This is a genomic window from [Bacillus] enclensis, assembly GCF_001456935.1.
GTDB lineage: Bacteria > Bacillota > Bacilli > Bacillales > Bacillaceae_B > Rossellomorea > Rossellomorea enclensis.
Window position 1 is genome coordinate 171,482 of sequence record NZ_KQ758484.1, and the last position, 21,697, is coordinate 193,178.

Below are 21,697 nucleotides of genomic sequence, written 5' to 3' on the forward strand. Positions count from 1 at the left end.
GATCATTAAATATTTCATTGTCTCCCACAGCACTTTTTATACTTCGAACCGCTTCCGCATGGACAAGGATCATTCCTCCCAATAGAGGGCCCTTTTTTCACAGGCATTACTACATGATCACTTTCCCTTTCTTCAATACCTTCTATGTACTCCGGCAGTAAAGCCATCTTCTTGCAGTAGCGTTTTTCGTTAAATGTTTCTTGGTATTTCATCACAACGTAAATTTCTTCGGTCAGGACAGTCGCAATCATCTCTTTGGACACCTGTTCTTCAATACCTAAATCCACTAACCTGGCTAAGGTTTTATTCGTGCACTTTGGATCATCCTGTTTTATTTGATTGTCTACGACTTCTAGATTTGAATTTATAATTAACCATTTCGGCACTCCCTCATTCCTTGAGCTTATGATTAGTATATATAAGATAAATGCTACCATAGCTTTGCTACTGATTGAAGGCAAGGCTTGAAACATGAAAATAGGTCCCTTACCCCCGGCACATTAGAAAAACTGAACCACTAAAAAACAAAAAAGGTGCTTGACCCGCTGATATATACAGGGACCAAACACCTTATCTTTTACTTTTATTAGTTTATTTCAAAACCATCTTCGCCACACACTCCACATGCGCCGTCTGCGGAAACATATCCACCGGCTGCAAATACTCAACAGTGTACTGCTTCTTCAAATACTCAATATCCTTTGCCAGCGTAGAAGGATTACAGCTCACATACACAAATTTCTTCGGCTTCACTTCCTTGATTGTATCAAGGAACTTCTGGTCGCATCCTGTACGCGGGGGATCGACAACGACTACGTCCGGTCTCCAGCCTTCTTTTTTCCACTTCGGCATGAGTTCTTCTGCGCTGCCTACGAAGTAATTTGCATGGTCGACTCCGAATCGTTCAGCGTTCTTTTTGGCGTCGTCGATTCCTTCCTTAATGACATCCATCCCACGGATTTCCTTAGCTCCATCCGCTAACCAAAGTCCGATGGTGCCGACGCCGCAATATGCATCGACTACTTTCTCTTCACCAGTCAGAGCCGCTGCTTTTTTCGCTTCGTTATAAAGCTTGGTCGTCTGGATCGGGTTCAGCTGGAAGAATGCACGTGCAGAAAGTTCATAGGTGAATTCATCAAGGCGTTCTTCGATGCTTTCTTTTCCTGAAAGATGGATCGTTTCGTCCCCAAAAATGATGCCCGTTTTCTTCGGGTTGATGTTCTGGGCAATCGATACGACTTCCGGCAGGCGTTTCTCGATTTCGGAAATCAATAAATCCTTGCGCGGGATCTTTTTGTCGTTCGTTACCAGTACAACCTGCACCTGTCCTGTTTCGAATCCGACGCGCGTCACGATCGTTCTCAGGATCGGCTTTTTCTTTTTCTCATCATAGACAGGAATGTTGAAGTCATTGATGATGCGTTTGATTTCTGTTGTGACTTTGTTGGTTGCCGAGTGCTGGACGATGCATTCGTCAATGTTGATCAGCTTGTTGGAGTTCATGCTGTAGAGGCCTGCGAATGCTTTCCCTTTATGGGATTCCACTTGGAACTGGCTCTTGTTGCGGTAGTGCCAAGGGTTGTCCATGCCGATCGTCTGACGTACATCCAGTTCGTCCAGGTTCAGTTTTGTATGGCGTTCCAGTGACTGCAGAACGATATCGCGCTTTGCTTCGAGCTGACCTTCATACGTGATGTGCTGAAGCTGGCAGCCGCCGCATTCTTCATAAACGAGGCAGGGAGCCTTTGTCCGCTGCGGTGACTTCTTTCGGATTTTCTTGATGCGTGCTTCCGTGAATTTCGGGTGCACCTTGGTGACTTCGACCACCACTTCTTCCCCTGGCAGGGCTCCCGGGACGAAGACGATTTTCCGTTTAAAGAAACCGATGCCCTCGCCGTTGATGCCGATCTTTTTTATCGTAAGCGGAAACTGCTGTTTCAGCTCGATCTTCACTTCATTATTGTTGCCTTGCCGTTTATTCGTGTATTGCTTTTTCATTGGTTCACGTCCGTTCTATTCGATACTTCTCCATAAATACAGGGATGCATAGCTTAAATAAGGATGCCACGGCGAGCTGAATTGTTTAAGCTCTTCCTGGGTGGGTTTCCTGTCCATATTGTATAAAATTTTGATGGCGTTCTGAATGCCGATATCGGCTGTCGGAAACAGGTTCGGGCGGCCAAGGCCAAATAAAAGATAGCTCTGTGCCGTCCAGGGTCCGATGCCGCGGATCTTTGTCAGCTCTTTGATGATGGCTTCATCGTTTTTTTCTGGAAGGGTGTCCAGGTTAAGCTCACCGCTTGCCACCTTCTGTCCGAGTCCGATGACGTATTCTGCTTTTCGCTGTGAAAACTGGAGCTCCCTGAGTTCTTCCACCGTAAGTGCTGCCGTTTTTTCAGGAGATGGATAAAACCACACTCCGTCCTTCTGCCAGCCGTAAGTCGTGACAAACCTGTGCGTCAGCGTGAAAGCGAACTTCAGGTTGAGCTGCTGGTGGATGATGCTCTTCACGATGCTCGCGAACGGATCGAATTCTAGGACAATCGGTGTTCCGGCATGTTCTTCGAATATGGGCTTCAGCGCCGTTTGCAGGAAATGCTCATGCACCTCGTGAAGACCTTTTTCCCACTGAAAAATCTCAGAGATCCGGTTGTGTTTCTCTTCAAGCTGTTCATCATTTTCAAAGGTGATCGTGAACCCGGGCTCCTCGGTAGTTCCGACTGCCTGCACGTTGATAACCTCTCCATCTCCATGCGGCAAATAATATGGCACCTTTACACTGCGGTCTTCCTTATCCACTGCATTCAGCGGGTCCAGCGAAAGCCTGTCCAGCACCCGGTCGAAATTGTACGGGCCTTCAATCCTGACATTCCTCGTTACCATCGTCCTCATCCCTCCGCTTCAAAACTCGTATGTGTATTATAGCATATGGCGGGTGTAACCTTTAAACGTTGTATACCGTCTTATTTGGTAGTATCAGGTAAAAGGGGATGGTTGGTTTGAAGAAGTGGATGGCGGCTTGGATGCTGCTTGTGCTGCTGGCTGGGGGTTGTGATGAGCCGGGGGATCCTGGGATGGAAGCGGGGAAACCGGTCGAGGACTATGAACCAAAAGAAACGGATATCGTGAACACTCATGGTAAAGTAGAGAACCTTGAACGCTTCGAGGAATTTTATGAAAATGTACGAAATGGAAAGGAAGAAAGTATCCGTATTGTTTTCTATACAGAAGAAGGGGATCCGATCCTGCACGACATCCGTTTCGACGGTAAAGTATTCAAATCGGTAATGGACACAAGAAGAGATAAGTTCGGAGATGGAAAAGTGCAAAAATTCACCTGTAATAATATCGAATACACCAATGGTGAAATGGCTGACAATGTGTACAGACTTATAGATTGTGGTAATGATCCCGAAGCCATTATCCTTTGGTACTGATACTCGTGCATCGAGGGACGGGCCTTTAGCAAGCTAAAGGCCCGTCCCTCCTATTTCATCGCCGGATGTTCATCCAGACTTTTAAATGTGTAACCGCGTTTTTTCAAATCCTGTATCGCTTTTTCCAATGCATCGGCATTGTCCTTGGAAACAGAATGAAGCAGGATGATTGCTCCCGGATGGATCTGGGTCATGATGTTGTCATAGGAGTATCTCCATCCGCGCTGCTCGTTTGTCTTCCAATCGACGAAGGCAAGTGACCAGAAGACATGCTTGTACCCTTCTTCCTGTGCGACTTTAAGGGTCCGTTCGCTGAATACGCCGCGTGGCGGGCGCAGGTACTTCATTTCTTTCTGACCGGTGAGCTCTGCGGTCTTCCCCTTCACTTTTTCAAGTTCTTCGCGGATCCGCTGGTCAGTCGTGGTGGTGAAGTCGGGATGGTGCCAGGAATGATTCCCGATGATATGTCCTTCTTTGACCATTCGTTTTACCAGGTCCTCTGCGCTTAAAAGATAGTGGCCGGTAACGAAGAACGTCGCAGGCACTTTTTCTTTTTTAAGGACATCCAGGACTTTTTCCGTGTAACCATTTTCGTAGCCATTATCAAACGTGAGGTAAATATCCTTTTTATCAGGGGAGCCTTTATAGAAAGCCCCGTACTTTTCCAGCAGTGCATCATAGGCCGGTCCAGCTTCCGCAGGTACTTCATCGCGGCTTTTCTTGAAGCCCCAGCCAATAGGGTTGTTCGACACGGCCTTGGCATTGGCCGGCAGGATCAGGATGAACAGGGACGAAATCAATAGGATTTTCAGTAACTTAGCCATAATAACCTTCCTTCTCATTCATTTTCTTTAGTTTTTGAGAAGTTAGAGGTTTCATGCTTACTAAAAGTATCCAAATGTTAGGGCTCGTCCAGTTTATGCTCGAAAAGCTTCGTTTTTTGCTCGGCAATTTGGATTTGTGCTCGAAAGCATATGATTTGTGCTCGAATTCCGGAATTTATGCTCGAGCTGTCGATTTTTCTTTAAAGCCCTGCCCTCATATCAAAAAGCCTGATACTCTTCACTGGCAAGTTCCTTCAATTTAGCCTTGTTTTTCTCGATGAATTTCCTCACCGCTTCTTCGTCATTCACATCGGGAAAATCCTTAAATTCCTCTTTTAACTCCTTTTCCACCTGCTGTCTCGAGACATCGAGTGTGAAATCATCGATTTCAAACGAGTATCCTTTCGAATTAGGAACTAAAAGCGCAAGATAAATGGCATTATAATAAAAGTTCTGCTTATCGACATTTTTCCCGTTGAACCAGTACTTATTGAACTGCTCTTCAGAGATGCCGGAGCCTTCTTCAAGACCGTATGTAACCTTGATTCTTTCATCGGACAAGTCGATTCCCTTCACCGTTTCACCGCCTGGCAGGCTTTGAACGATGCTGTATACCTTATTATTGTCCCCGACATAGGTCCCGGTCATTTCCTTTAACTTATCCAAATTCACATTTTCAATTTTCGTTATCTTAACTTTATCCGCCGGCTCGCTGCAGGCTGCAAGAACCACTGCCGCGGCAAGTATCATGATGAAGAATGCTGTAATCCGTTTCATAAGATCCCTCCATTTCCCCGTAGTATACTAAAAATGGCGATTGATGGAAAGTTTCTTAGGTAATGAAAAAAGCAGCAAAAAATCTCATGCTGCTTTTACTGACCTCCAGAACTCCCGCGGTGATCACCCCCAGAATAATTACTATCTTCCCCGGGCTTCGCACCAGGATTGATGCCTGGCAGGTGATCATCATTTTTTCTCCGCTTCCTCCGGACATCGATCAAATAAGCAAAAATTAAAATCCCTGCAATCATGATCCAGAACCACCACATTATAATTGGACGCCTCCTTTTTACTATCCTATGTACTTCCGGCGCTCCTTAAAACTCCACATAAAACGGGTGGGTCCCTTCGTCAAGGCACTGCCTGATCCGTTCTTTGAAATTTTGGAAAGTCACCATTTCCAAAGCTTCTTCAACCGGAAAAAAGCCAACTTCAAGGCTTTCTTCAGAGGTAGTCGGTGTCCCCCCTACAGGCCTCGCTAAAAATAAGGTATTGCAGATGGACTGAGCCACATTTTGAAAAATTCCGCAGAACTTCGTGATTTCCACTTCAATCCCCGATTCCTCGATTGTTTCCCTGATGGCCGCGTCCTTAAGTGATTCTCCTTCTTCCACCTGACCGCCGGGCATTTCCCAGCCTCTTTCCGGTCCTTTGATCAGCAGCAGCTCACCCTGTTCATTTAAAACAATTGTCGCCGCCGAAACAATATGTTTTGGCGGGGTAAAAATGTGCTGTGCCTGTTGATTTTCGCTCAAAGTGCTTCCTCCATTCCACCTGCATCAATATCCTTATTTTACCACAAACTCACCCATTGTTGGAAATTTCCGAATAATGACAACAAAAAAGTCCCGTGTATATCCACGGGACGCTGTTCTTCTTTATTTAAATACCGGCTCCTTGAACTGAGCCAGTTTTTCCAATGATGATTTATCGACTTCTTCGTGCAATGAGTTTCCGTGTGAATCCATGGTCACGACCGCAGTGAACCCTTCTACATTCAGGTGCCACATGGCTTCAGGAATACCGAATTGCATCAAATCGACACCGTCAACACCCTTGATGCAGTCAGCATAGTACTGAGCTGCTCCGCCGATTGCGTTGAGGTAGACACCACCGTGCTCCTTAAGAGCAGCAAGCGTCTTAGGCCCCATGCCGCCTTTTCCAATGACCGCGCGGATGCCGAATCGCTTCATGATATCGCCCTGGTAAGGTTCCTCGCGAATCGATGTCGTCGGACCGGCCGCTTTCACGTGCCAGCTGCCTTCATCGTCCTTCAGCATGACCGGTCCGCAGTGGTAGATGATCTGTCCGTCAAGGTCAACCGGCGCATCGTTGTCACTCAAGTGTTTGTGGATCGCGTCGCGGCCCGTGTACATGCGGCCGTTAATCTTCACTACGTCACCCACTTTAAGTTCGCGGATCTGCTCTTCCGTGATCGGTGCCTGAAGCGTCACAACATTCGGCGCCTCACCGGCATCAGCAGCGGCCGTCTCAAGTTCAGCTTCGGACCCTTGAGTAAGATCGATCTTCTCGCCTTCCTGATAGAACCACTCAGCGATTCCACCCTCGGAATTAAGCTTCACACCCAGACGGCGGAACGCCCAGCAGTTGTAGGCAACCGATACGAAGAAGCTTGCCGGAATACGGTTCATCACGCCGGCCTTACAGCCAAGAAGCGTCGTTTCCCCTCCGAAGCCCATCGTACCGATGCCAAGTTCGTTTGCATTTTCCATCACGTATTCTTCAAGCTTGCGAAGATCTTCATTAGGATTTACGTCATCCACTGAACGGAATAGCTGTGCTTTTGCAAGATCATATCCCGAAGAACGGTCTCCCCCGATACCGACGCCGATGAACCCTGCGCTGCATCCCTGACCCTGTGCCTGGTACACTGAGTGCATCACACATTTTCGGATTCCGTCAAGGTCGCGACCCGCACGGCCCAGTCCTTCAAGCTCACAAGGAAGGCTGTACTGGATGTTTTTATTTTCACAGCCGCCGCCTTTCAGGATCAGGCGAGCGTCCACATAGTCCTCTTCCCACTGTTCGAATTTGATGACAGGTGTACCAAGACCCAGGTTGTCCCCTGAGTTTGCACCAGTGAGGGAATCGACTGAGTTCGGACGGAGTTTCCCGTCCTTTGTCGCCTGTACCATCGCCGCATAGATCGCGTCTTTGATTTCAAGCTGATTCACTCCGACCGGAGTCTTTATTTTAAATGTAGGAAGACCTGTATCCTGACAAATCGGAGATACATTGTCATCCGCCATCTTTACGTTATTCGAAATCGTATCAAGGCTCATCGCCGCCCGCGTCCCCGCATTCTCACGCTCTTTCGCAGAACGGATCGCACGGCGCACATCCTTCGGCAGGTTCGTGGACGTTTCCACGATCAAGTCATACATACTTTGCTGCAATGTCTCTTTATTCATCATTCTTCCCCTTTCCCCTCAACCAATTGAATTGTATAAACGATTCATGATTTTTCACCAATCATTATACTCCTATAAGAATCGGATTGAAAGGGATTTCACAAAGGAAATTCCTTTTGGAAATAACAGGACACCTCATCTTCATGAGTCTCCGAATACCCGTTCTTCTTATAAAATTGAATGGCATCCGCCCACTGTTTATTCGTCTCCAGGATCAGTTTCTGTGCACCCATGGATTTTGCCTTGTTTTCCAAATGGTCGAGCATCCGCCGGCCGAGACCGTGCTTTCGGTAAGGCTTCAACACAGACATCCTCACAACCTGAAACGTATCTTGAGATTCCCTCCTGATCGCCCCGGTACAAATCATTCTATCCCCGTCCATCCCCACATAAAATAAATGATCACCCTGCATGTACTCACTCCAGATGTCCTGGATATCAGGGTTCAGGGTGTGGTCGATGAAACCGAACCGCTCAAGGAATCCGGCCAGGATGACTTCCTTCGCTGCGGGGCACTGCTCTTTTTGTATCGCCTGAATTTGCATATGTATCTCTCCTTTATATGTGAACCACTGTTATGTATTTGACTAAAATCAGGAAAATCCTCCCCGGGGTTAGAGGATATGTGACAGGGTTCATCATTTTCCGGGAAATAACGATATCATTCTGCCTGTGCCAGGAAGAATAAACGGGAATGGTGGCTGGAATTGGTGGCTGTGATTGTGCCAGGCACAAATTAGGTGGATTGTTCCTGGCACAATCTGCTCGATTTGTTCCTGGCACAAAACACCAAAAACGTGCCAGGCACCGGTCCTGATCCTGAGCCTGGCTCAATGACCCCGGTTTGAGCCTGGCTCAAAACCACCCGATTGAGCCTGGCTCAACAAACCCAATTTGAACCTGGCTCAAAACACCAAACCCGAGCCTAGCTCAATCTACAAACAACAGCCCACTCCCAACCCAAAATAAAAAAAAGAGCCCCATCACCAGGACTCTTATTCGCTCTTCTTAAATTGTTCGCATTTCGTCTCTATATCATCGATCATGGAAATCAGGCGGTCGATATCTTCCACATCGGCCTGTTCAGGGTCGATGGAATCTAATACATCTACAAATAGATTCAAACGCTGTTTCAGGTAATCTACCTGTGAGTTTTTATCATCTACGGCTTTGCCCAAGAGAATCTCTCCTTTCATACCTTTATCATGGTAACCAATAACTTTCGGATTGACAAGGGGTCAGCAGTTTTCAATAATGAGTTAGTGACTTATTGTAAAGGAGTTTTTACTATATGAAATCAACTACTCTCTTCAAGAAGATGTCGATCGACCATGACCCTTGGGAGGCATATCTCGATGTGGAGGAGCACGGAGGCATTACGCTTTCCAACATCGAATTTACCACGACTACGCTCTGCAATATGCGCTGTGAGCACTGTGCAGTCGGCTACACCCTGACGCCGAAGGATCCGGAGACGCTGCCTATGGATACCGTGTTTCAGCGCCTTGATGAAATCACTGCACTTCGTTCCCTTAGTATTACCGGCGGGGAGCCGATGCTTTCCAAGAAATCGGTGGAACATGTGGTGCTGCCGCTTTTGAAGTACGCGCATACAAGAGGGGTACATACACAGATCAATTCGAACCTGACCCTCGACCTTGACCGTTACTTGTTGATTGCCCCTTATCTCGATGTTTTACATATTTCCCACAACTGGGGCACGACAGATGAGTTCATCGATGTCGGTTTTGCCAATATGGAGAGGAAGCCGACCCGTGAGCAGCGCCAGAAGCTGTTTGACCGGATGATTGAGAACAGCCGCGCGCTTTCTGAAGCTGGTGTGCTTGTTTCTGCTGAAACGATGCTCAATAAAAACACGCTGCCTTATCTCGAAAAGATCCACCGCCAGGTTGTCGATGAGATGAAATGCGGACGGCACGAGATTCACCCTATGTACCCATCAGATTTCGCTTCGAGCCTCGAAACCCTGTCACTTGATGAGACGCGTGATGCAATTAAAGGCATTCTGGAGTTCCGAGATGAAAATGTGTGGATGTTGTTCGGCACGCTGCCATTCTATCCATGCAGCACCTCTGAAGAAGACCGCAGCTTATTGAAACAGCTGTACTCAGCCAAAAATGTAAGTGTACGGAATGACCCTGATGGCCGCTCGCGACTGAACGTCAATATCTTTACTGGTGACGTGATCGTAACCGACTTCGGCGATACGCCGCCGCTGGGGAACATTACGAATGACTCACTGCCTGAAATATTCGATAAATGGCAGGAAGGGGAGCTTGCGAAGGAATTGAACTGTCACTGCCCTGCAGCTAAATGTCTCGGACCGAATGTACTGGTGAAGTCCATGTATTATGAGAATGTTGATTTTTCTAAAAGAAAATCATTGATTGAGCGTTGATTGACCGTCCCGGCTTCAGAATGAGGCTGGGATTTTTTTGTTGCTGCGAAAAACGTTAATTGCGCCAGTTTTACGATTTTCGCGCCTCAATTTTAATAATTGCGCCCCTTTCCAGATAATTGCGCCAGATTCCAATTAATTGCGCCTCTTTCCCGATAATTGCGCAACTAATAATCATTATTGAAAACCGCCAGCCGCTTCACCAAAACAAAAAAACACCCCGGAAAGAAATAATCCGAAGTGTTTCTTATTTGATCGTTTTGTCATCGATCGGTGCGGGTTCACGTGCCGCTTTCTCAAATGGCTGTTCGCCTAAACCATAGCGCTTGATTCTTTCTGCGTAATACTTCGCTCGTCTGGATCCGAACCAGATTCTCATAGCCGTCGCCAGCACAAGTACGGCTCCGAATACTAATAGATACTCCATTCTCATCACCTCCTTTTGTTTAGATTATTCTGAATATTATAACATATCATCAAAATATTTTAAAGGGCTCAGCTGAATTATTTATATACCACCATTCGACACTATTTAAACATGATCATAAGAAAACCCGTCCTTGTATGGTACGGGACGGGCCTTCTCTTTTATCTAGGTACTTCGCTTGCCATAAATCCGAAATGTACATGATCCTGAATCGGGATCCAGGCTCCTACCCCTTGGGAGGTAACGTTTTTGACGACTACAGAACGTTTGGTGCCTTTCATCTGAAGATACACTTCTCCATAGGTCACTTTTCCTTTTTCGTTGATTGCCGGCGCGTATGCATATAGATAGCCCAGGCGTTTTGGGGAAATATTATAGACTTGATTCTTTTTCGTTCCTGCCCCGACGATTGTCTGGAACGCAAGTGGAAGCTGGGAGTTGTCCATGGCTTTGATCATCATCATTTTTTCCACGTCATCAGCATGAGGGACTTTCGCTGTCAGCCCGCCTTTTACTACTTTTTGCGCTTCTTGCACGTAGTGAATTTGATAGTTGCCTTTTCCGCCGCGGTTATCATAGTAATTCGTGTTGATTTTCTGGTATTCCCAGTTCGGGGATGTCTCGGTTGAAGCATAATTGAGCGGCCATTCCCCCAAATAGATGGTCGCACGCAATCCGATGGTAGGTGCTTTATTGATGGAAGATTCATTCAAAATTCGGATTAGGTTAGGGTTTTCAATTTTAACATTTGCTGTATCCAGAAGCTCCTGGGTAAATTCGCTTGGCTGAAGATACGGCTGATCCTGTGTTGAATTCGGGTATGTGTTTTCTTTCGCGATATCCAGGACTGAATTAGGTATGGTGACTTTCCCGGAGTCCGCGTCTTTTCGCGGAGCGGGACTTTTTTCAGCATGGGTGCCGGCAGATGCTACAAGAAATGCGAGAATGAACATAAGAACTGTACGCATTATTTTCATTGTGTAGACTCCTTTCAACTTAAACTTAAGGGTTTGCCTTTAGTTTTTTCTATGTTGCAGGAGCTTATCCACGGAAAAATAAAATCTTATAACTGAAAGAATATTTACAAAATTCGATAATTATTTTATAATGAAGTCACCTGGAGGGTTGTCAGACATCTTGGAATGCTGGCAGTTTTTCATAATTTTCTATTTTCCCAAAGAAGCAGCGGTTCCCTAAACGGGAGACCGCTGTTTTTTTATTTTCAGGAAGAGAATCCGGTGCTTCAATTGGATGAAGCAGGATTGATTGGCCGCAGAGGAGGCCTTTACTTCAAATGGCGGGAGGATGGTAGTACTCGGCCAGGTCTAATGTCGAAAAAAAGACCAGAGGCATCCCTCTGATCTTACTTCCTTCTCTGTGAATGCCTACAAAAAGTAAAACCCAATTCCCATAATAAAATATGCAGCCAGCAAGGTCAGGCCTTCAAACCAGTTCGTCTCCCCGTCATTCGAGATGATGATCGTGACGAGGACGGCCGATACCATTGCGACCAGCTCCGGAAGTGTGAAGACAAGCGGCATGTTTGTTTCAAAGAACAATGAGGCGAAAACGAGCACCGGTGCGACGAACATGGCAACCTGAAGGGTTGACCCGACCGCTATTTCCACAGCCACGTCCATCTTGTTCTTATAGGCCATGATGACCGCTGAGGCGTGCTCTGCCGCATTTCCTACAATCGCGACGATGATGACCCCGATGAACAGCTCGCTCCAGCCGAACGCTTCCCCTACTTCTTCAAATGTATGGACGAGGCTTTCTGACACATACGCAACGGCTGCCGTTGAAGCTGCAAGAATGAGAATGGCTTTCCCCTTGCTCCATTCCGGCTCTTCTTCATGAGTATTCTTGTCTCCCACCTCTCCATGCTGATAAACACCGCGGTGCGTGACGAGCTTGAAGAAAAGGGCGAACAGATAAAGGGCAATCAGAATTCCTGCCACCCCGACACTCATCACCATCGTGGCACGTTCATTCATTTCCTGTGCGAACACTTCCGGTATGACGAATGCTACAATGACCGCAAACATCAGGAGCCCTGAGTTATGGCGTGCATCAAACACATTGAATTTCTGCCGCTTGAATTTGATTCCACCCACAAAGAATGAAAGTCCCGCCACCAACAGGAGATTGCCGAGTACAGATCCCGTCAAGGAAGCGAGAACGACACCGATGAGTCCTGCTTTTAATGCAAAAATAGAAATGATGAGTTCAACCGCATTCCCGAATGTGGCATTCAGCAGCCCGCCGATTCGCGGACCAGATATCACAGCAAGACTCTCCGTCGCTCTGCCCATGAAACCTGCGAGCGCGACGATCGTCAGGCAGTAAATGACGAACATCATCACGGTCGGCCAATGCAGCAGGCTTCCGATGACGGATATCGGAACACCGGCCAATACAAGGATTAAAAAGATTTTATTCACGGTACAGTCCTCTTTTCCTGTTTATTATTTGTAAGATCCCTTACTAGTGTATGGAATGTATTATTTTTTTTGCGAAGAAACTCATGAAACCACTATGAAAAGACACATTAATAGATAGAACTTTTATAAGGAGGCAATCTTATGACGAACACTCTGAAAGATAAAGTAACCGAATTATTTTCCCACCATAAAATCGGGACACTGGCCACTATCCGCGACAATAAACCATATTCACGCTTTATGATGTTCAATCATGATGATCTTACTCTCTATACCGCCACAAATGAGCATGCCCATAAAGCTGAGGATATCGCACAGAACCCGAATGTCCATATCCTTCTTGGCTACGACCGTGATTCAAATCATGAACATTATGTAGAAATCGAAGCAGAAGCATCCGTTGAAGAATCTGCAGAACTCAAGAAGAAATTCTGGTCGGAAGAGCTTAAGCACTGGATCGCAAGTCCGGAGGATCCTGAATATCTCCTATTAAAACTCAACCCCGTCACCATCCTTTACTATGCAAAACCGGGGAAAGAACCGCAGGAATTGACTCTTTAGCAGGTGCTCGATGCAATACACGACAGAGCGCTCTTTCAGCCTATCAACCATATTCCACCTATTCTTATAGTTGAAACAAAAAAACGGGCCGTCAAAGGGTAACTTTCCCTTCGAAGGCCCATTTTTTCGCTGCTTACACGGCTTTACTTTGAAACAAGTTCAAACGTTTCTTCAATTTTGATTGAGTCCTGGACGGATTGGACCATGGAACAGTTTTTACGCGTAAGCTTCATGGCTTTTTCAATTTTTTTCTCATCGAGGTTTTCTCCCTTGATCGTGAAGTGAAGAGAGATTTCTTCCACCCGGTTCGCTTCGTCTTCATTTCTTACGACATCCGCTTTGATATGGATATCATCGAAATCGATGCGCATTTTCTCGAGCACCTTGCGAAGGACACCTCCGCTGCAGACCGCTACTGATGATACGAGCAGCTGAAATGGGCGGAATCCGTATTCTTCATTGCCCGATACCTCCAGCTTCCCGAAACCTAAATCTGTATAAAAACCGCCTTCTTGCATATTGAATTCCATTTAGTACACCTTCCTCATTCATCATTTCTCTAAATTTTACTCTATACCCCGCCCCATTGCCAAACAATCGATTCCGGGGTACCATCTAATAAGGAAAAATCTCTAGTTTAGGAGTTTTGCAGATGAATCAATCACTTTCATTCCGCTTCCGGGTGCTTGTGGCCATCGTGGCGATTTCGGGCTTTTCACAGGGGATGCTCCTCCCGCTGATCGCCATCATCTTTGAGCAGGACGGCCTTTCCTCTTCGCTGAACGGCCTGAACGCCACAGCACTTTATATCGGAATCTTACTTGCTTCACCTCTCATGGAAAAACCGCTTCAAAAAATAGGTTACAAACCGATGATCATCATTGGCGGAATCGTCGTTGCATTATCACTCTTTCTGTTTCCATTATGGAAATCATTCTGGTTCTGGTTTGCACTCCGCCTCTTCATAGGGATCGGCGACCATATGCTCCACTTTGCCACCCAGACTTGGATCACATCTTTTTCACCAAAAGAACACCGCGGGAGAAACATTTCAATCTATGGCGTATCGTTCGGTATCGGATTTGCAGTCGGCCCACTGATGGCACAGCTCATCGAATACAGCCAGGCTCTCCCGTTCATCATTTCATCTCTTTTGAGCCTTCTTGTCTGGAGTTTTGTCTTTAAGCTGAAGAATGAGTTCCCTGAACAGCAGAATCTCGGCAGTGCTTCGTTCCTCGGATCATTCCAGCGCTTCGGCAAGGTCCTGAAATACGCCTGGGTCGCGCTTCTTCCGCCGCTCGGCTACGGATTTCTTGAAGCATCGCTTAACGGGAATTTCCCGGTATTCGCCCTCCGGAATGGTATCTCGGTTGAAGCGGTCTCGATCCTCTTGCCCGCATTTGCAGTCGGAAGCATCATTTCTCAGGTCCCGCTCGGCGTCATGAGTGATAAATACGGGAGGCAGAACGTGCTGCTGATTGTCATGCTGATCGGATTTATGTGCTTTACCGCTGCAGGCTTCGTCTCGGAATCGACGATCGGTTTATTCACCTGCTTCACACTCGCCGGTATGGCGGTTGGATCGACTTTTTCACTCGGCATCAGTTATATGACCGATCTCCTTCCGAAGGAATTGCTTCCGGCAGGAAATATTATGTGCGGCATCTTTTTCAGTTTCGGAAGCATGATCGGCCCGTTCATCGGTGGAATCGTCATCGAATGGTTCAGCGGACCAAGCTTCTTCTATCTGATCAGCTTGATGATGCTGTTGATTTTTGTGAGTCTGCTCGTCTTCTCCCTGCAAAACAGGCGCCGGGAAGTTTCACAAAATAATTAATCCGCACAAAACCCTTTTCTTTCTCATATAGATATGGTACTATCAGATTATAATAATTATAAATTAAGAGATTCTTTAAAAAGTCCATTCAAAACACATATAGATTTGCTGTCATCCCTAACAGGTGGCAGCTTTCGTTGTTTTATAGGGATAATGACGTTGATTATTATTCTCAATTAGGAATCCTGATTTTCAGTTAATCAAAGGAGGAGTACCATATGAGCTCACAGTCCAAAGCCCTTTCAATCGGAACACCGAAGGAACAACATCACTTCCTTGAAAAAATAAAACCACACGCAGAATTGATTGCCGCCCTCATAAGCGGTGTGTTCATCTTACTCGGCTGGCTTTTCTCAAAAGGAGACAGTGAGACCCTCAGTGTCATCTTCTACCTGCTTGCATTCGTCATCGGCGGATTTGCAAAAGCCAAGGAAGGCATTGAAGAAACGATCGAGAACAAGGAACTAAATGTCGAGATGCTGATGATTTTTGCCGCGGTCGGTTCCGCGATCATCGGCTACTGGACAGAGGGTGCCATCCTCATCTTCATCTTCGCAGTCTCAGGAGCGCTCGAAACATATACGATGAACAAAAGTCAGAAGGAAATCTCCGCACTGATGGAAATGCAGCCGGAGGAAGCCTGGCTCGTGACATCCTCAGGTGAAAAGAAAGTCCACGTCTCTGCGCTCGATATCGGAGATCGTATCCTGATAAAGCCCGGAGAACGCGTACCGACTGACGGAGTGATTGTAAAAGGGACGACGTCCATCGACGAGGCAGCCATATCCGGGGAAGCCGTCCCTGTGACAAAGGAAGCAAACGATGAAGTCTTCGCAGGAACTGTCAATATCAACGGTGCTGTCACTGTCGAAATGACAAAGCCGAGCAGCGAAACCTTGTTCCAGAAAATCATCGACCTCGTGCAATCCGCACAAAGTGAGAAATCTCCTTCCCAGCTGTTCATCGAACGCTTTGAAGGCACCTATGTTAAAGTGATCCTTGCCGTCGTCTTCCTGATGATGTTCGTCCCTCACTTCCTGCTCGGATGGAGCTGGACGGAAACCTTTTACCGCGCAATGGTCCTGCTAGTCGTCGCTTCTCCTTGCGCACTGGTGGCATCGATCATGCCGGCCAGCCTGTCCGCGATTTCAAATGGGGCGCGGCACGGGATCCTTTTTAAAGGCGGGGCTCATCTCGAAAACCTCAGCAACCTGAAAGCCATTGCGTTTGATAAAACAGGGACGCTTACAAAAGGGAAACCCGTTGTAACCGATACACTCGTTGCAGAAGGATATGACGAAAAGGAAGTCATGACCGTCATCGCTTCCATCGAAAATCAATCGAACCACCCGCTTGCCCAGGCCATCACCGGCCATGTCCGCAGGGAACTGAAGGCAGACCTCATCCAGCCGGATTCACTCGAGGACGTATCAGGCTGGGGTGTTAAAGCAATAGTGAACGGATCAGAGTGGAAAATCGGGAAAGCTGAATTTGTCGGGAAGGAGCTGGCCGCCGCATATAAGAGCGGAGCATACAGCGAACTGGCATCACACGGAAAGACAACGGTTTTCGCTTCAATAGACGGTCAAATCGCTGCGTTGATCGCCCTGAAGGATATCGTCCGTCAGGAAACGGCCGAAGCCTTGCAATTACTGAAACAAGAAGGCATCGAAACGATCATGCTGACGGGAGACAACGAAAAGACAGCCCGGGCCATCGCGAAAGAAGCAGGCGTCACCTCCTTCATCGCTGAATGTCTTCCTGAAACGAAAGTGGAAGAGTTAAAGAAACTGAAAAACCATTTTGGGACGGTCGCCATGGTCGGGGACGGAATCAACGACGCCCCGGCTCTCGCAACAGCCAATGTTGGCATCGCGATGGGAGAAGGAACCGACGTCGCACTCGAAACTGCGGATGTGGTCCTGATGAAGAACGACCTCACCCGAATTGCGGAAGCAATCAAACTATCGAAAAAAATGAAGCGCATCGTCCAGCAGAACGTCATCTTCTCAATCGGTGTCATCATGATCCTGATCGCATCCAACTTCCTGCAGGTGCTTGACCTTCCATATGGGGTCATCGGGCATGAAGGAAGTACAATCCTGGTTATTCTGAATGGACTGCGGTTGTTGAGATCATAATAAAAACCGCCTTCGTATGAGGGCGGTTTTTTCCTATTCACTTACCGTGCTTCTTCAACATTTCTCTTAAAAACTCCTCTGATTTCCCCTTTGGAATGCTGAGGCTCTCCCAGCGTTCATTTTTCAGGAGTTTGCCGATATAGACAAGCTGGCCCACATGATAAGAATAATGGGCAAGCTGCCTTTCAATGGCATCCAACACCAAGTGGCGCTCGCCGCGAATGGTGACCGTTTTTAATAGATCTTGCTCCGTGAGTTCCTCTAATGCATCCATCAGGGTTTGCCAGCCATTTTCCCACACAATGGCCACTTCAGACTTTAAAGATAAATCGTTCTGGAACTCCCCGTCCCTGTTCCGGTAGTCTTTTTCACCATCAGCAGTCAAAAAATCCGTCCATCTTGAAACCATATTCCCACTCATATGCTTTACGATGATCGCAGCACTGTTCGACGCACTGTTATCGGTCCAGAAGGTCTCCTCTTCCGATAGTTGTTCCAATGTTTTATCCCCAAGGCGTTTTACACTCCTAAATCGTTTAAGGATGACTCTTATATACTCATTCCCCAGACTCATATGGCCCCTCCTTCTACCATTCCCACTATCTTTCCAATGACATTTTCCACTTCCGCTTCATCCCTGATTACAAATAGACGGTCCGCTTCCCCTTCATCAGGATCGATCACATTCCCTATTCCAGTCTCTTCATTTTGACGTGCAAGCACTTCTTTGAAAGTAGTGGCATTCCTGAATATCCTTTTACTTCTGGTGCTTGCCGCAATACGCTCCTGGATTAGTTCATCAGGCAGCTCGAAATGGACCAGGATGCTTTTGAATCCATTGCTTTTGAAGTAGTCGAGCAGTTCCTCCCTTCCTCCCTTGTTCCGGTTTGAATTGCAGATGATGAGGTGACAGTCTGTATGCCCGACTGCGTGATCGACAATGGTTTTGGAGACTGCATATTTGATTGTATTCGGCCCCTCTTTCGCCAATAACTTTCTATAATATGTATTGATGAATTCTGCGTGGCGGTCCTGATCGATCACGACGGCATTCTCCATCTGCTCTTCCAGTTTATCCGCAAACGTCGACTTCCCGCTGTGGGTCTTGCCGACGGTCATGATGACGAAACGATTCATTCTTTTCCCCCGTTCGTTCTATTTCAATAGTTTTATGAGCTTTTCCCTGTTCTTATCACCGCTGATTTTAAAATTATCGCCTTCCCCGGCCCTGATGATATGTGTATACCGTCCTGAGCTTTCCCATACCCTGAACTCATCTGTGGCGCCGTCTTCATAAGTGACGGTGACCAGGTAGTCTTCATGATTGGCCATTTCATAGATCGTATTTTTCTCATGCCTTGCTCTGTTCAGGCTTTTGGTGAACGTCTTGATGGAAGTCTGGTCCGTTACTATTTTCTCCTGATCATACGTCTCTGTTTTATGGTTGTACTTTTCAATCTCGATCCGTTCGATATTGGAGATCCCGTTGTAAAAAAACACATAACCGCAAAAAACAAGCACTGATAGAGTCAGGATAATCACGAACCACTTTTTCATCTGAAGCACCCTTCCAATTCCGGTTTGGACTATCCTTATTTTACCATGTACACTTCTCCTTCAGCTTCTTTTTCAGAAAAAAAACGCCCCTTAATCCAAGGGACGTTTTTTATTTTATATTGATTATTGCTCAAGCTTTCTCAGCCAAGCTGTAAGAAGGACGGCCCCGGCCACCATGATGGCCCCGATCCAAGGTGTATGGATCAGTCCAATTCCGTCTACGATGAGACCGCCGACGAACGATCCGATCGCGATTCCGACATTGAATGCCGCAATATTGAGGGCAGAGGCCACGTTAACGGCTGACGGCACATATTTTTCCGCCAGATCAACGACCAGGATCTGAAGCCCTGGTACATTCATAAAGGCAAACAAGCCCATGAGGAAGATGGCAATCAGACCGGCAATCTTGAACGGGGCCGCAAAGGTCAATCCCACGAGGATGACTGCCTGCAGTATGAACATCCAGAATAATGCCTTAAGGGGATTTCGATCGGATGCTTTCCCTCCGACCACGTTACCGATTGCCACGGCGATTCCATATACAAGAAGGATGATGCTCACCCATTTTGAGCTGAAACCTGTGACACTTTCCAAAAGCGGTGTCAGATACGTGAACGCAACGAATGTACCGCCGTAACCAAGTGCCGTTATGGCGAATGCCAACAGTAATTTTCCATTACGCAAAATCTTTAATTGCTCGCTGAATTTAGCCGGTGGTGCTTCTTTTAGATTTTTTGGTACAAGGATCGAGCTTGCAATGATGCCGATGACTCCGAGCAGCGCCACTCCCCAGAACGTCGCTCTCCATCCGAATGCCTGGCCGATGAACGTGCCAAGCGGTACTCCCGTTACGGTTGCGACAGTCAGTCCGGTGAACATGAAGGCGATGGCGCTTGCCCGTTTATGGGCAGGGACCAGGTCTGCCGCGATCGTCGAACCGATTGAGAAAAAAATACCGTGTGAAAAGGCTGTGATGAAGCGTGCCACAAGAAGCAGACCGAAACTGGTTGAAAGGGCTGAAACCGAGTTGCCGACGATAAACAAAATCATCAGCGACATTAAGAGTGACTTTCTGTTCATCTTGCTTGTCAAAGCTGTAAGGACCGGGGCACCGATTGCAACCCCGACTGCGTAGCCGGAAATCAATAACCCGGCGAGCGTGATTGATATCGACAAGTCATCTGCGATCGATGACAAAAGTCCGACCGGCACGAATTCAGTCGTGCCGATTCCGAAAGCGGAGATCGCCAGCGCAAGCAGCGCAGGCGTGCCTCCTTTTGTTTTTGAGTGGTTCATTGTATGTGCATGAGAACTCATAGAGAATTCCTCCTTATATTGATTAAATTTGACGTGAGAAACGACTTTTTCATTTGATTTCAGTTGAAAGGAAGCATTTTGATCTGAATTTCGTTAATTGATTGCTTGAAAGACCATTTTGAAGTTGTAAAACCGCCCCTCACTGGCCATCAGAACGATTTATTATCAAAAACGGGCAGTTTTATTATCAAAAATCCGATTATATTATCAAAAACCAGTGATTTATTATCAAAAAGCAATTTATATTATCAAAAAGCAAAATGTCTTTAAAACGGAAGCTGCCATGTCAGCAGCAAAAGACCCTTAAACTAAACACCCGGTACTCACGAAGGCGCCTTTCGCTTTCCCGCCTATCCAACATTATGAGGGGTATGGTTCCATAATGGAATTACGCACTTTAAAGTCCAATAGGTACCCGGGAGTACCCATAAGACGCCAATCCGTCCATTAGGCGGTGTATGATCGGTTATGTTATATTTCAACTGTAATTAAGCGAATGAATACTACTACACGGAACATGATATACAGTAAGAAAAGATCCTTAGAGGAGGGTTATTAATGAAGAAGTACAATATCCCCGTGGAAGCGGCGCTTGAAGTGATCGGCGGTAAATGGAAAGTCGTCATCCTTTGCCATCTCATCGACAACGGTACGCTGCGTACCAGCCAGCTGAAGCGGATGATGCCGAACATCACGCAGAAAATGCTCACCCAGCAGCTGAGGGAACTCGAAGCAGACGGCGTCGTCAATCGCATCATCTATAACCAGGTGCCGCCGAAAGTGGAATATGAACTGACTGAATACGGCAACTCCCTTGCCCCCGCACTGCAGATGCTTTGTTCATGGGGCGAGCAGCATATTGAAAAAACGATTTCTGAAGGTGAAGATGTATTAGTAATTTCTGGAGAAAACGAATGATGGTTAACGTAAAAAACACCCCGATCTGAAAGGATTCAGGGTGTTTTCTTTTTAGTAAAAACTGCCCAGCTTTACAGGGGGGAAACCGGATGTTTTGACTTCATATACGACCTGTATTATATTAGTTGACGTATCAATGATTGACCCCTCAATCATTCAGAGGAGGAGGATGCTTTGTCCAGCGAAGAAACGATTTTACGTCATCTTAATGATATTTATAAACAGCTGAGCCCGAAGTTCGAACGATGCACGGGGATCAGCCAGTCACGCCTCGATTTGCTGCACAAGCTGATGGAAGTCGATGAAATCAGCCAGCGAGCCCTGCAGCGGGAAGTGAATATAGACAATGCAGCTGTCACACGGCATTTGAAGCAGCTCGAAGCAAAGGGAATGGTATCCCGCAGAAAGAATCCGGACGACAACCGGATCACATTTGTCAGCCTGACAGATGAAGGCAGGGAAAGAACTGCTGCTCTATGCAAAGAAAAGAAACAGTTCATCTCACAGATGCTGAAGGACTTCAGTACGGATGAACAAGAGATGCTGTCGGATTTGCTCATGCGAATCCAGCAAAATGGAAAAAACATTCAATACTAATAT

At 46.8% G+C, this 21,697-nt stretch carries 25 protein-coding genes; 7 read left to right on the forward strand and 18 right to left on the reverse strand.

Annotated elements, in window-relative coordinates; translation table 11 throughout:
- Positions 1 to 14 precede the first annotated feature (14 nt).
- From AS034_RS23480 to AS034_RS13655, 3 genes are all read right to left on the reverse strand, one after another.
- On the reverse strand, positions 15 to 386 hold the full coding sequence (locus AS034_RS23480; protein ID WP_231938131.1) for an SEC-C metal-binding domain-containing protein: 372 nt from the start codon (positions 384 to 386) through the stop codon (positions 15 to 17).
- A gap of 205 nt (positions 387 to 591) precedes the next feature.
- Positions 592 to 1,998 carry a 23S rRNA (uracil(1939)-C(5))-methyltransferase RlmD gene (gene rlmD / locus AS034_RS13650; protein ID WP_058298915.1) on the reverse strand — a complete coding sequence of 469 codons (1,407 nt, stop codon included), beginning with the start codon at positions 1,996 to 1,998 and terminating at the stop codon, positions 592 to 594.
- Positions 1,999 to 2,013: 15 nt separating this feature from the next.
- A complete protein-coding gene (locus AS034_RS13655) occupies positions 2,014 to 2,883 on the reverse strand; it encodes a DNA-3-methyladenine glycosylase family protein (protein ID WP_058298916.1) in 870 nt (289 codons plus the stop codon).
- Positions 2,884 to 2,999: 116 nt separating this feature from the next.
- Here AS034_RS13655 and AS034_RS13660 point away from each other — a divergent pair, with 116 nt between their 5' ends.
- Positions 3,000 to 3,437, forward strand: coding sequence for a DUF4362 domain-containing protein (locus AS034_RS13660; protein WP_058298917.1), 438 nt, complete (start codon positions 3,000 to 3,002; stop codon positions 3,435 to 3,437).
- A gap of 50 nt (positions 3,438 to 3,487) precedes the next feature.
- Here AS034_RS13660 and pdaA read toward each other — a convergent pair whose 3' ends face one another.
- The 7 genes from pdaA to AS034_RS13690 form a co-directional block, all read right to left on the reverse strand.
- Positions 3,488 to 4,261 (reverse strand): delta-lactam-biosynthetic de-N-acetylase, encoded by a 774-nt coding sequence (pdaA, locus tag AS034_RS13665; protein ID WP_058298918.1) that lies wholly within the window; start codon positions 4,259 to 4,261, stop codon positions 3,488 to 3,490.
- Between the two features lie 219 nt (positions 4,262 to 4,480).
- Entirely contained in the window at positions 4,481 to 5,038 is a 558-nt protein-coding gene (locus AS034_RS13670; RefSeq protein WP_058298919.1) for a DUF4825 domain-containing protein, read from the reverse strand.
- A 95-nt stretch (positions 5,039 to 5,133) separates the two neighbouring features.
- The gene (locus AS034_RS22990) at positions 5,134 to 5,310 is read right to left on the reverse strand and encodes a hypothetical protein (protein WP_169792812.1); all 177 of its coding nucleotides are present in this window, start codon (positions 5,308 to 5,310) and stop codon (positions 5,134 to 5,136) included.
- A gap of 48 nt (positions 5,311 to 5,358) precedes the next feature.
- On the reverse strand, positions 5,359 to 5,796 hold the full coding sequence (locus AS034_RS13675; RefSeq protein WP_058298920.1) for an NUDIX hydrolase: 438 nt from the start codon (positions 5,794 to 5,796) through the stop codon (positions 5,359 to 5,361).
- Between the two features lie 123 nt (positions 5,797 to 5,919).
- Complete coding sequence (locus AS034_RS13680; protein ID WP_058299145.1) at positions 5,920 to 7,473, reverse strand: fumarate hydratase; 1,554 nt, start codon at positions 7,471 to 7,473, stop codon at positions 5,920 to 5,922.
- A 98-nt stretch (positions 7,474 to 7,571) separates the two neighbouring features.
- Complete coding sequence (locus AS034_RS13685) at positions 7,572 to 8,018, reverse strand: GNAT family N-acetyltransferase (protein WP_058298921.1); 447 nt, start codon at positions 8,016 to 8,018, stop codon at positions 7,572 to 7,574.
- Positions 8,019 to 8,468: 450 nt separating this feature from the next.
- A complete protein-coding gene (locus tag AS034_RS13690; protein ID WP_058298922.1) occupies positions 8,469 to 8,651 on the reverse strand; it encodes an SE1561 family protein in 183 nt (60 codons plus the stop codon).
- Between the two features lie 113 nt (positions 8,652 to 8,764).
- On the opposite strand from AS034_RS13690, the gene yfkAB reads away from it, so the two are divergent.
- On the forward strand, positions 8,765 to 9,892 hold the full coding sequence (gene yfkAB / locus AS034_RS13695) for a radical SAM/CxCxxxxC motif protein YfkAB (protein ID WP_058298923.1): 1,128 nt from the start codon (positions 8,765 to 8,767) through the stop codon (positions 9,890 to 9,892).
- A gap of 247 nt (positions 9,893 to 10,139) precedes the next feature.
- On the opposite strand, the gene AS034_RS13700 is transcribed toward yfkAB, so the two are convergent.
- The 3 genes from AS034_RS13700 to cax form a co-directional block, all read right to left on the reverse strand.
- Positions 10,140 to 10,319, reverse strand: coding sequence for a hypothetical protein (locus AS034_RS13700; RefSeq protein ID WP_058298924.1), 180 nt, complete (start codon positions 10,317 to 10,319; stop codon positions 10,140 to 10,142).
- Positions 10,320 to 10,480: 161 nt separating this feature from the next.
- Complete coding sequence (locus AS034_RS13705) at positions 10,481 to 11,296, reverse strand: YfkD famly protein (protein WP_058298925.1); 816 nt, start codon at positions 11,294 to 11,296, stop codon at positions 10,481 to 10,483.
- 408 nt (positions 11,297 to 11,704) lie between these two features.
- Positions 11,705 to 12,763: a calcium/proton exchanger gene (cax, locus tag AS034_RS13715; protein ID WP_058298927.1), complete on the reverse strand. Its 1,059-nt coding sequence runs from the start codon at positions 12,761 to 12,763 to the stop codon at positions 11,705 to 11,707.
- Positions 12,764 to 12,904: 141 nt separating this feature from the next.
- Here cax and AS034_RS13720 point away from each other — a divergent pair, with 141 nt between their 5' ends.
- A complete protein-coding gene (locus AS034_RS13720) occupies positions 12,905 to 13,324 on the forward strand; it encodes a pyridoxamine 5'-phosphate oxidase family protein (protein ID WP_058298928.1) in 420 nt (139 codons plus the stop codon).
- A 143-nt stretch (positions 13,325 to 13,467) separates the two neighbouring features.
- Here AS034_RS13720 and AS034_RS13725 read toward each other — a convergent pair whose 3' ends face one another.
- Positions 13,468 to 13,854 (reverse strand): OsmC family protein, encoded by a 387-nt coding sequence (locus tag AS034_RS13725; RefSeq protein ID WP_032085677.1) that lies wholly within the window; start codon positions 13,852 to 13,854, stop codon positions 13,468 to 13,470.
- Positions 13,855 to 13,976: 122 nt separating this feature from the next.
- On the opposite strand from AS034_RS13725, the gene AS034_RS13730 reads away from it, so the two are divergent.
- On the forward strand, positions 13,977 to 15,161 hold the full coding sequence (locus AS034_RS13730; protein ID WP_058298929.1) for an MFS transporter: 1,185 nt from the start codon (positions 13,977 to 13,979) through the stop codon (positions 15,159 to 15,161).
- Between the two features lie 218 nt (positions 15,162 to 15,379).
- Positions 15,380 to 17,302, forward strand: a complete 1,923-nt coding sequence (locus AS034_RS13735; RefSeq protein ID WP_058298930.1) for a heavy metal translocating P-type ATPase — start codon at positions 15,380 to 15,382, stop codon at positions 17,300 to 17,302.
- Between the two features lie 37 nt (positions 17,303 to 17,339).
- Here the strand turns inward: AS034_RS13735 and AS034_RS13740 are convergent, their stop codons facing one another.
- The 4 genes from AS034_RS13740 to AS034_RS13755 form a co-directional block, all read right to left on the reverse strand.
- Positions 17,340 to 17,876, reverse strand: coding sequence for a DUF1572 family protein (locus tag AS034_RS13740; RefSeq protein WP_058298931.1), 537 nt, complete (start codon positions 17,874 to 17,876; stop codon positions 17,340 to 17,342).
- Positions 17,873 to 18,439: an ATP-binding protein gene (locus tag AS034_RS13745; protein ID WP_058298932.1), complete on the reverse strand. Its 567-nt coding sequence runs from the start codon at positions 18,437 to 18,439 to the stop codon at positions 17,873 to 17,875. The genes AS034_RS13740 and AS034_RS13745 overlap by 4 nt, the downstream gene beginning before the upstream one ends.
- Positions 18,440 to 18,457: 18 nt before the next feature.
- On the reverse strand, positions 18,458 to 18,859 hold the full coding sequence (locus AS034_RS13750; RefSeq protein ID WP_058298933.1) for a YhfM domain-containing protein: 402 nt from the start codon (positions 18,857 to 18,859) through the stop codon (positions 18,458 to 18,460).
- A 123-nt stretch (positions 18,860 to 18,982) separates the two neighbouring features.
- Complete coding sequence (locus AS034_RS13755) at positions 18,983 to 20,179, reverse strand: MFS transporter (protein WP_058298934.1); 1,197 nt, start codon at positions 20,177 to 20,179, stop codon at positions 18,983 to 18,985.
- Positions 20,180 to 20,737: 558 nt separating this feature from the next.
- Between AS034_RS13755 and AS034_RS13760 the strand changes: the two genes are divergently transcribed.
- Together AS034_RS13760 and AS034_RS13765 are read left to right on the forward strand one after the other, a co-directional pair.
- Positions 20,738 to 21,097, forward strand: a complete 360-nt coding sequence (locus AS034_RS13760) for a winged helix-turn-helix transcriptional regulator (RefSeq protein WP_032085670.1) — start codon at positions 20,738 to 20,740, stop codon at positions 21,095 to 21,097.
- Positions 21,098 to 21,271: 174 nt separating this feature from the next.
- Positions 21,272 to 21,694 carry a MarR family winged helix-turn-helix transcriptional regulator gene (locus AS034_RS13765; protein WP_058298935.1) on the forward strand — a complete coding sequence of 141 codons (423 nt, stop codon included), beginning with the start codon at positions 21,272 to 21,274 and terminating at the stop codon, positions 21,692 to 21,694.
- Positions 21,695 to 21,697 lie beyond the last annotated feature (3 nt).

Bases quoted from the DNA above. Each gene is read 5' to 3' on its own strand.
- AS034_RS13730 (WP_058298929.1), top strand. From the start codon at position 13,977: ATGAATCAATCACTTTCATTCCGCTTCCGGGTGCTTGTGGCCATCGTG.
- AS034_RS13760 (WP_032085670.1), top strand. From the start codon at position 20,738: ATGAAGAAGTACAATATCCCCGTGGAAGCGGCGCTTGAAGTGATCGGC.
- rlmD (WP_058298915.1), bottom strand. From the start codon at position 1,998: ATGAAAAAGCAATACACGAATAAACGGCAAGGCAACAATAATGAAGTG.
- AS034_RS13705 (WP_058298925.1), bottom strand. From the start codon at position 11,296: ATGAAAATAATGCGTACAGTTCTTATGTTCATTCTCGCATTTCTTGTA.
- AS034_RS13745 (WP_058298932.1), bottom strand. From the start codon at position 18,439: ATGAATCGTTTCGTCATCATGACCGTCGGCAAGACCCACAGCGGGAAG.
- AS034_RS13735 (WP_058298930.1), top strand. From the start codon at position 15,380: ATGAGCTCACAGTCCAAAGCCCTTTCAATCGGAACACCGAAGGAACAA.
- AS034_RS13670 (WP_058298919.1), bottom strand. From the start codon at position 5,038: ATGAAACGGATTACAGCATTCTTCATCATGATACTTGCCGCGGCAGTG.
- AS034_RS22990 (WP_169792812.1), bottom strand. From the start codon at position 5,310: ATGTGGTGGTTCTGGATCATGATTGCAGGGATTTTAATTTTTGCTTAT.
- AS034_RS13680 (WP_058299145.1), bottom strand. From the start codon at position 7,473: ATGAATAAAGAGACATTGCAGCAAAGTATGTATGACTTGATCGTGGAA.
- pdaA (WP_058298918.1), bottom strand. From the start codon at position 4,261: ATGGCTAAGTTACTGAAAATCCTATTGATTTCGTCCCTGTTCATCCTG.
- AS034_RS13740 (WP_058298931.1), bottom strand. From the start codon at position 17,876: ATGAGTCTGGGGAATGAGTATATAAGAGTCATCCTTAAACGATTTAGG.
- yfkAB (WP_058298923.1), top strand. From the start codon at position 8,765: ATGAAATCAACTACTCTCTTCAAGAAGATGTCGATCGACCATGACCCT.
- AS034_RS13720 (WP_058298928.1), top strand. From the start codon at position 12,905: ATGACGAACACTCTGAAAGATAAAGTAACCGAATTATTTTCCCACCAT.
- AS034_RS13685 (WP_058298921.1), bottom strand. From the start codon at position 8,018: ATGCAAATTCAGGCGATACAAAAAGAGCAGTGCCCCGCAGCGAAGGAA.
- AS034_RS13700 (WP_058298924.1), bottom strand. From the start codon at position 10,319: ATGGAGTATCTATTAGTATTCGGAGCCGTACTTGTGCTGGCGACGGCT.
- AS034_RS13725 (WP_032085677.1), bottom strand. From the start codon at position 13,854: ATGGAATTCAATATGCAAGAAGGCGGTTTTTATACAGATTTAGGTTTC.
- AS034_RS13655 (WP_058298916.1), bottom strand. From the start codon at position 2,883: ATGGTAACGAGGAATGTCAGGATTGAAGGCCCGTACAATTTCGACCGG.
- AS034_RS13750 (WP_058298933.1), bottom strand. From the start codon at position 18,859: ATGAAAAAGTGGTTCGTGATTATCCTGACTCTATCAGTGCTTGTTTTT.
- AS034_RS13755 (WP_058298934.1), bottom strand. From the start codon at position 20,179: ATGAGTTCTCATGCACATACAATGAACCACTCAAAAACAAAAGGAGGC.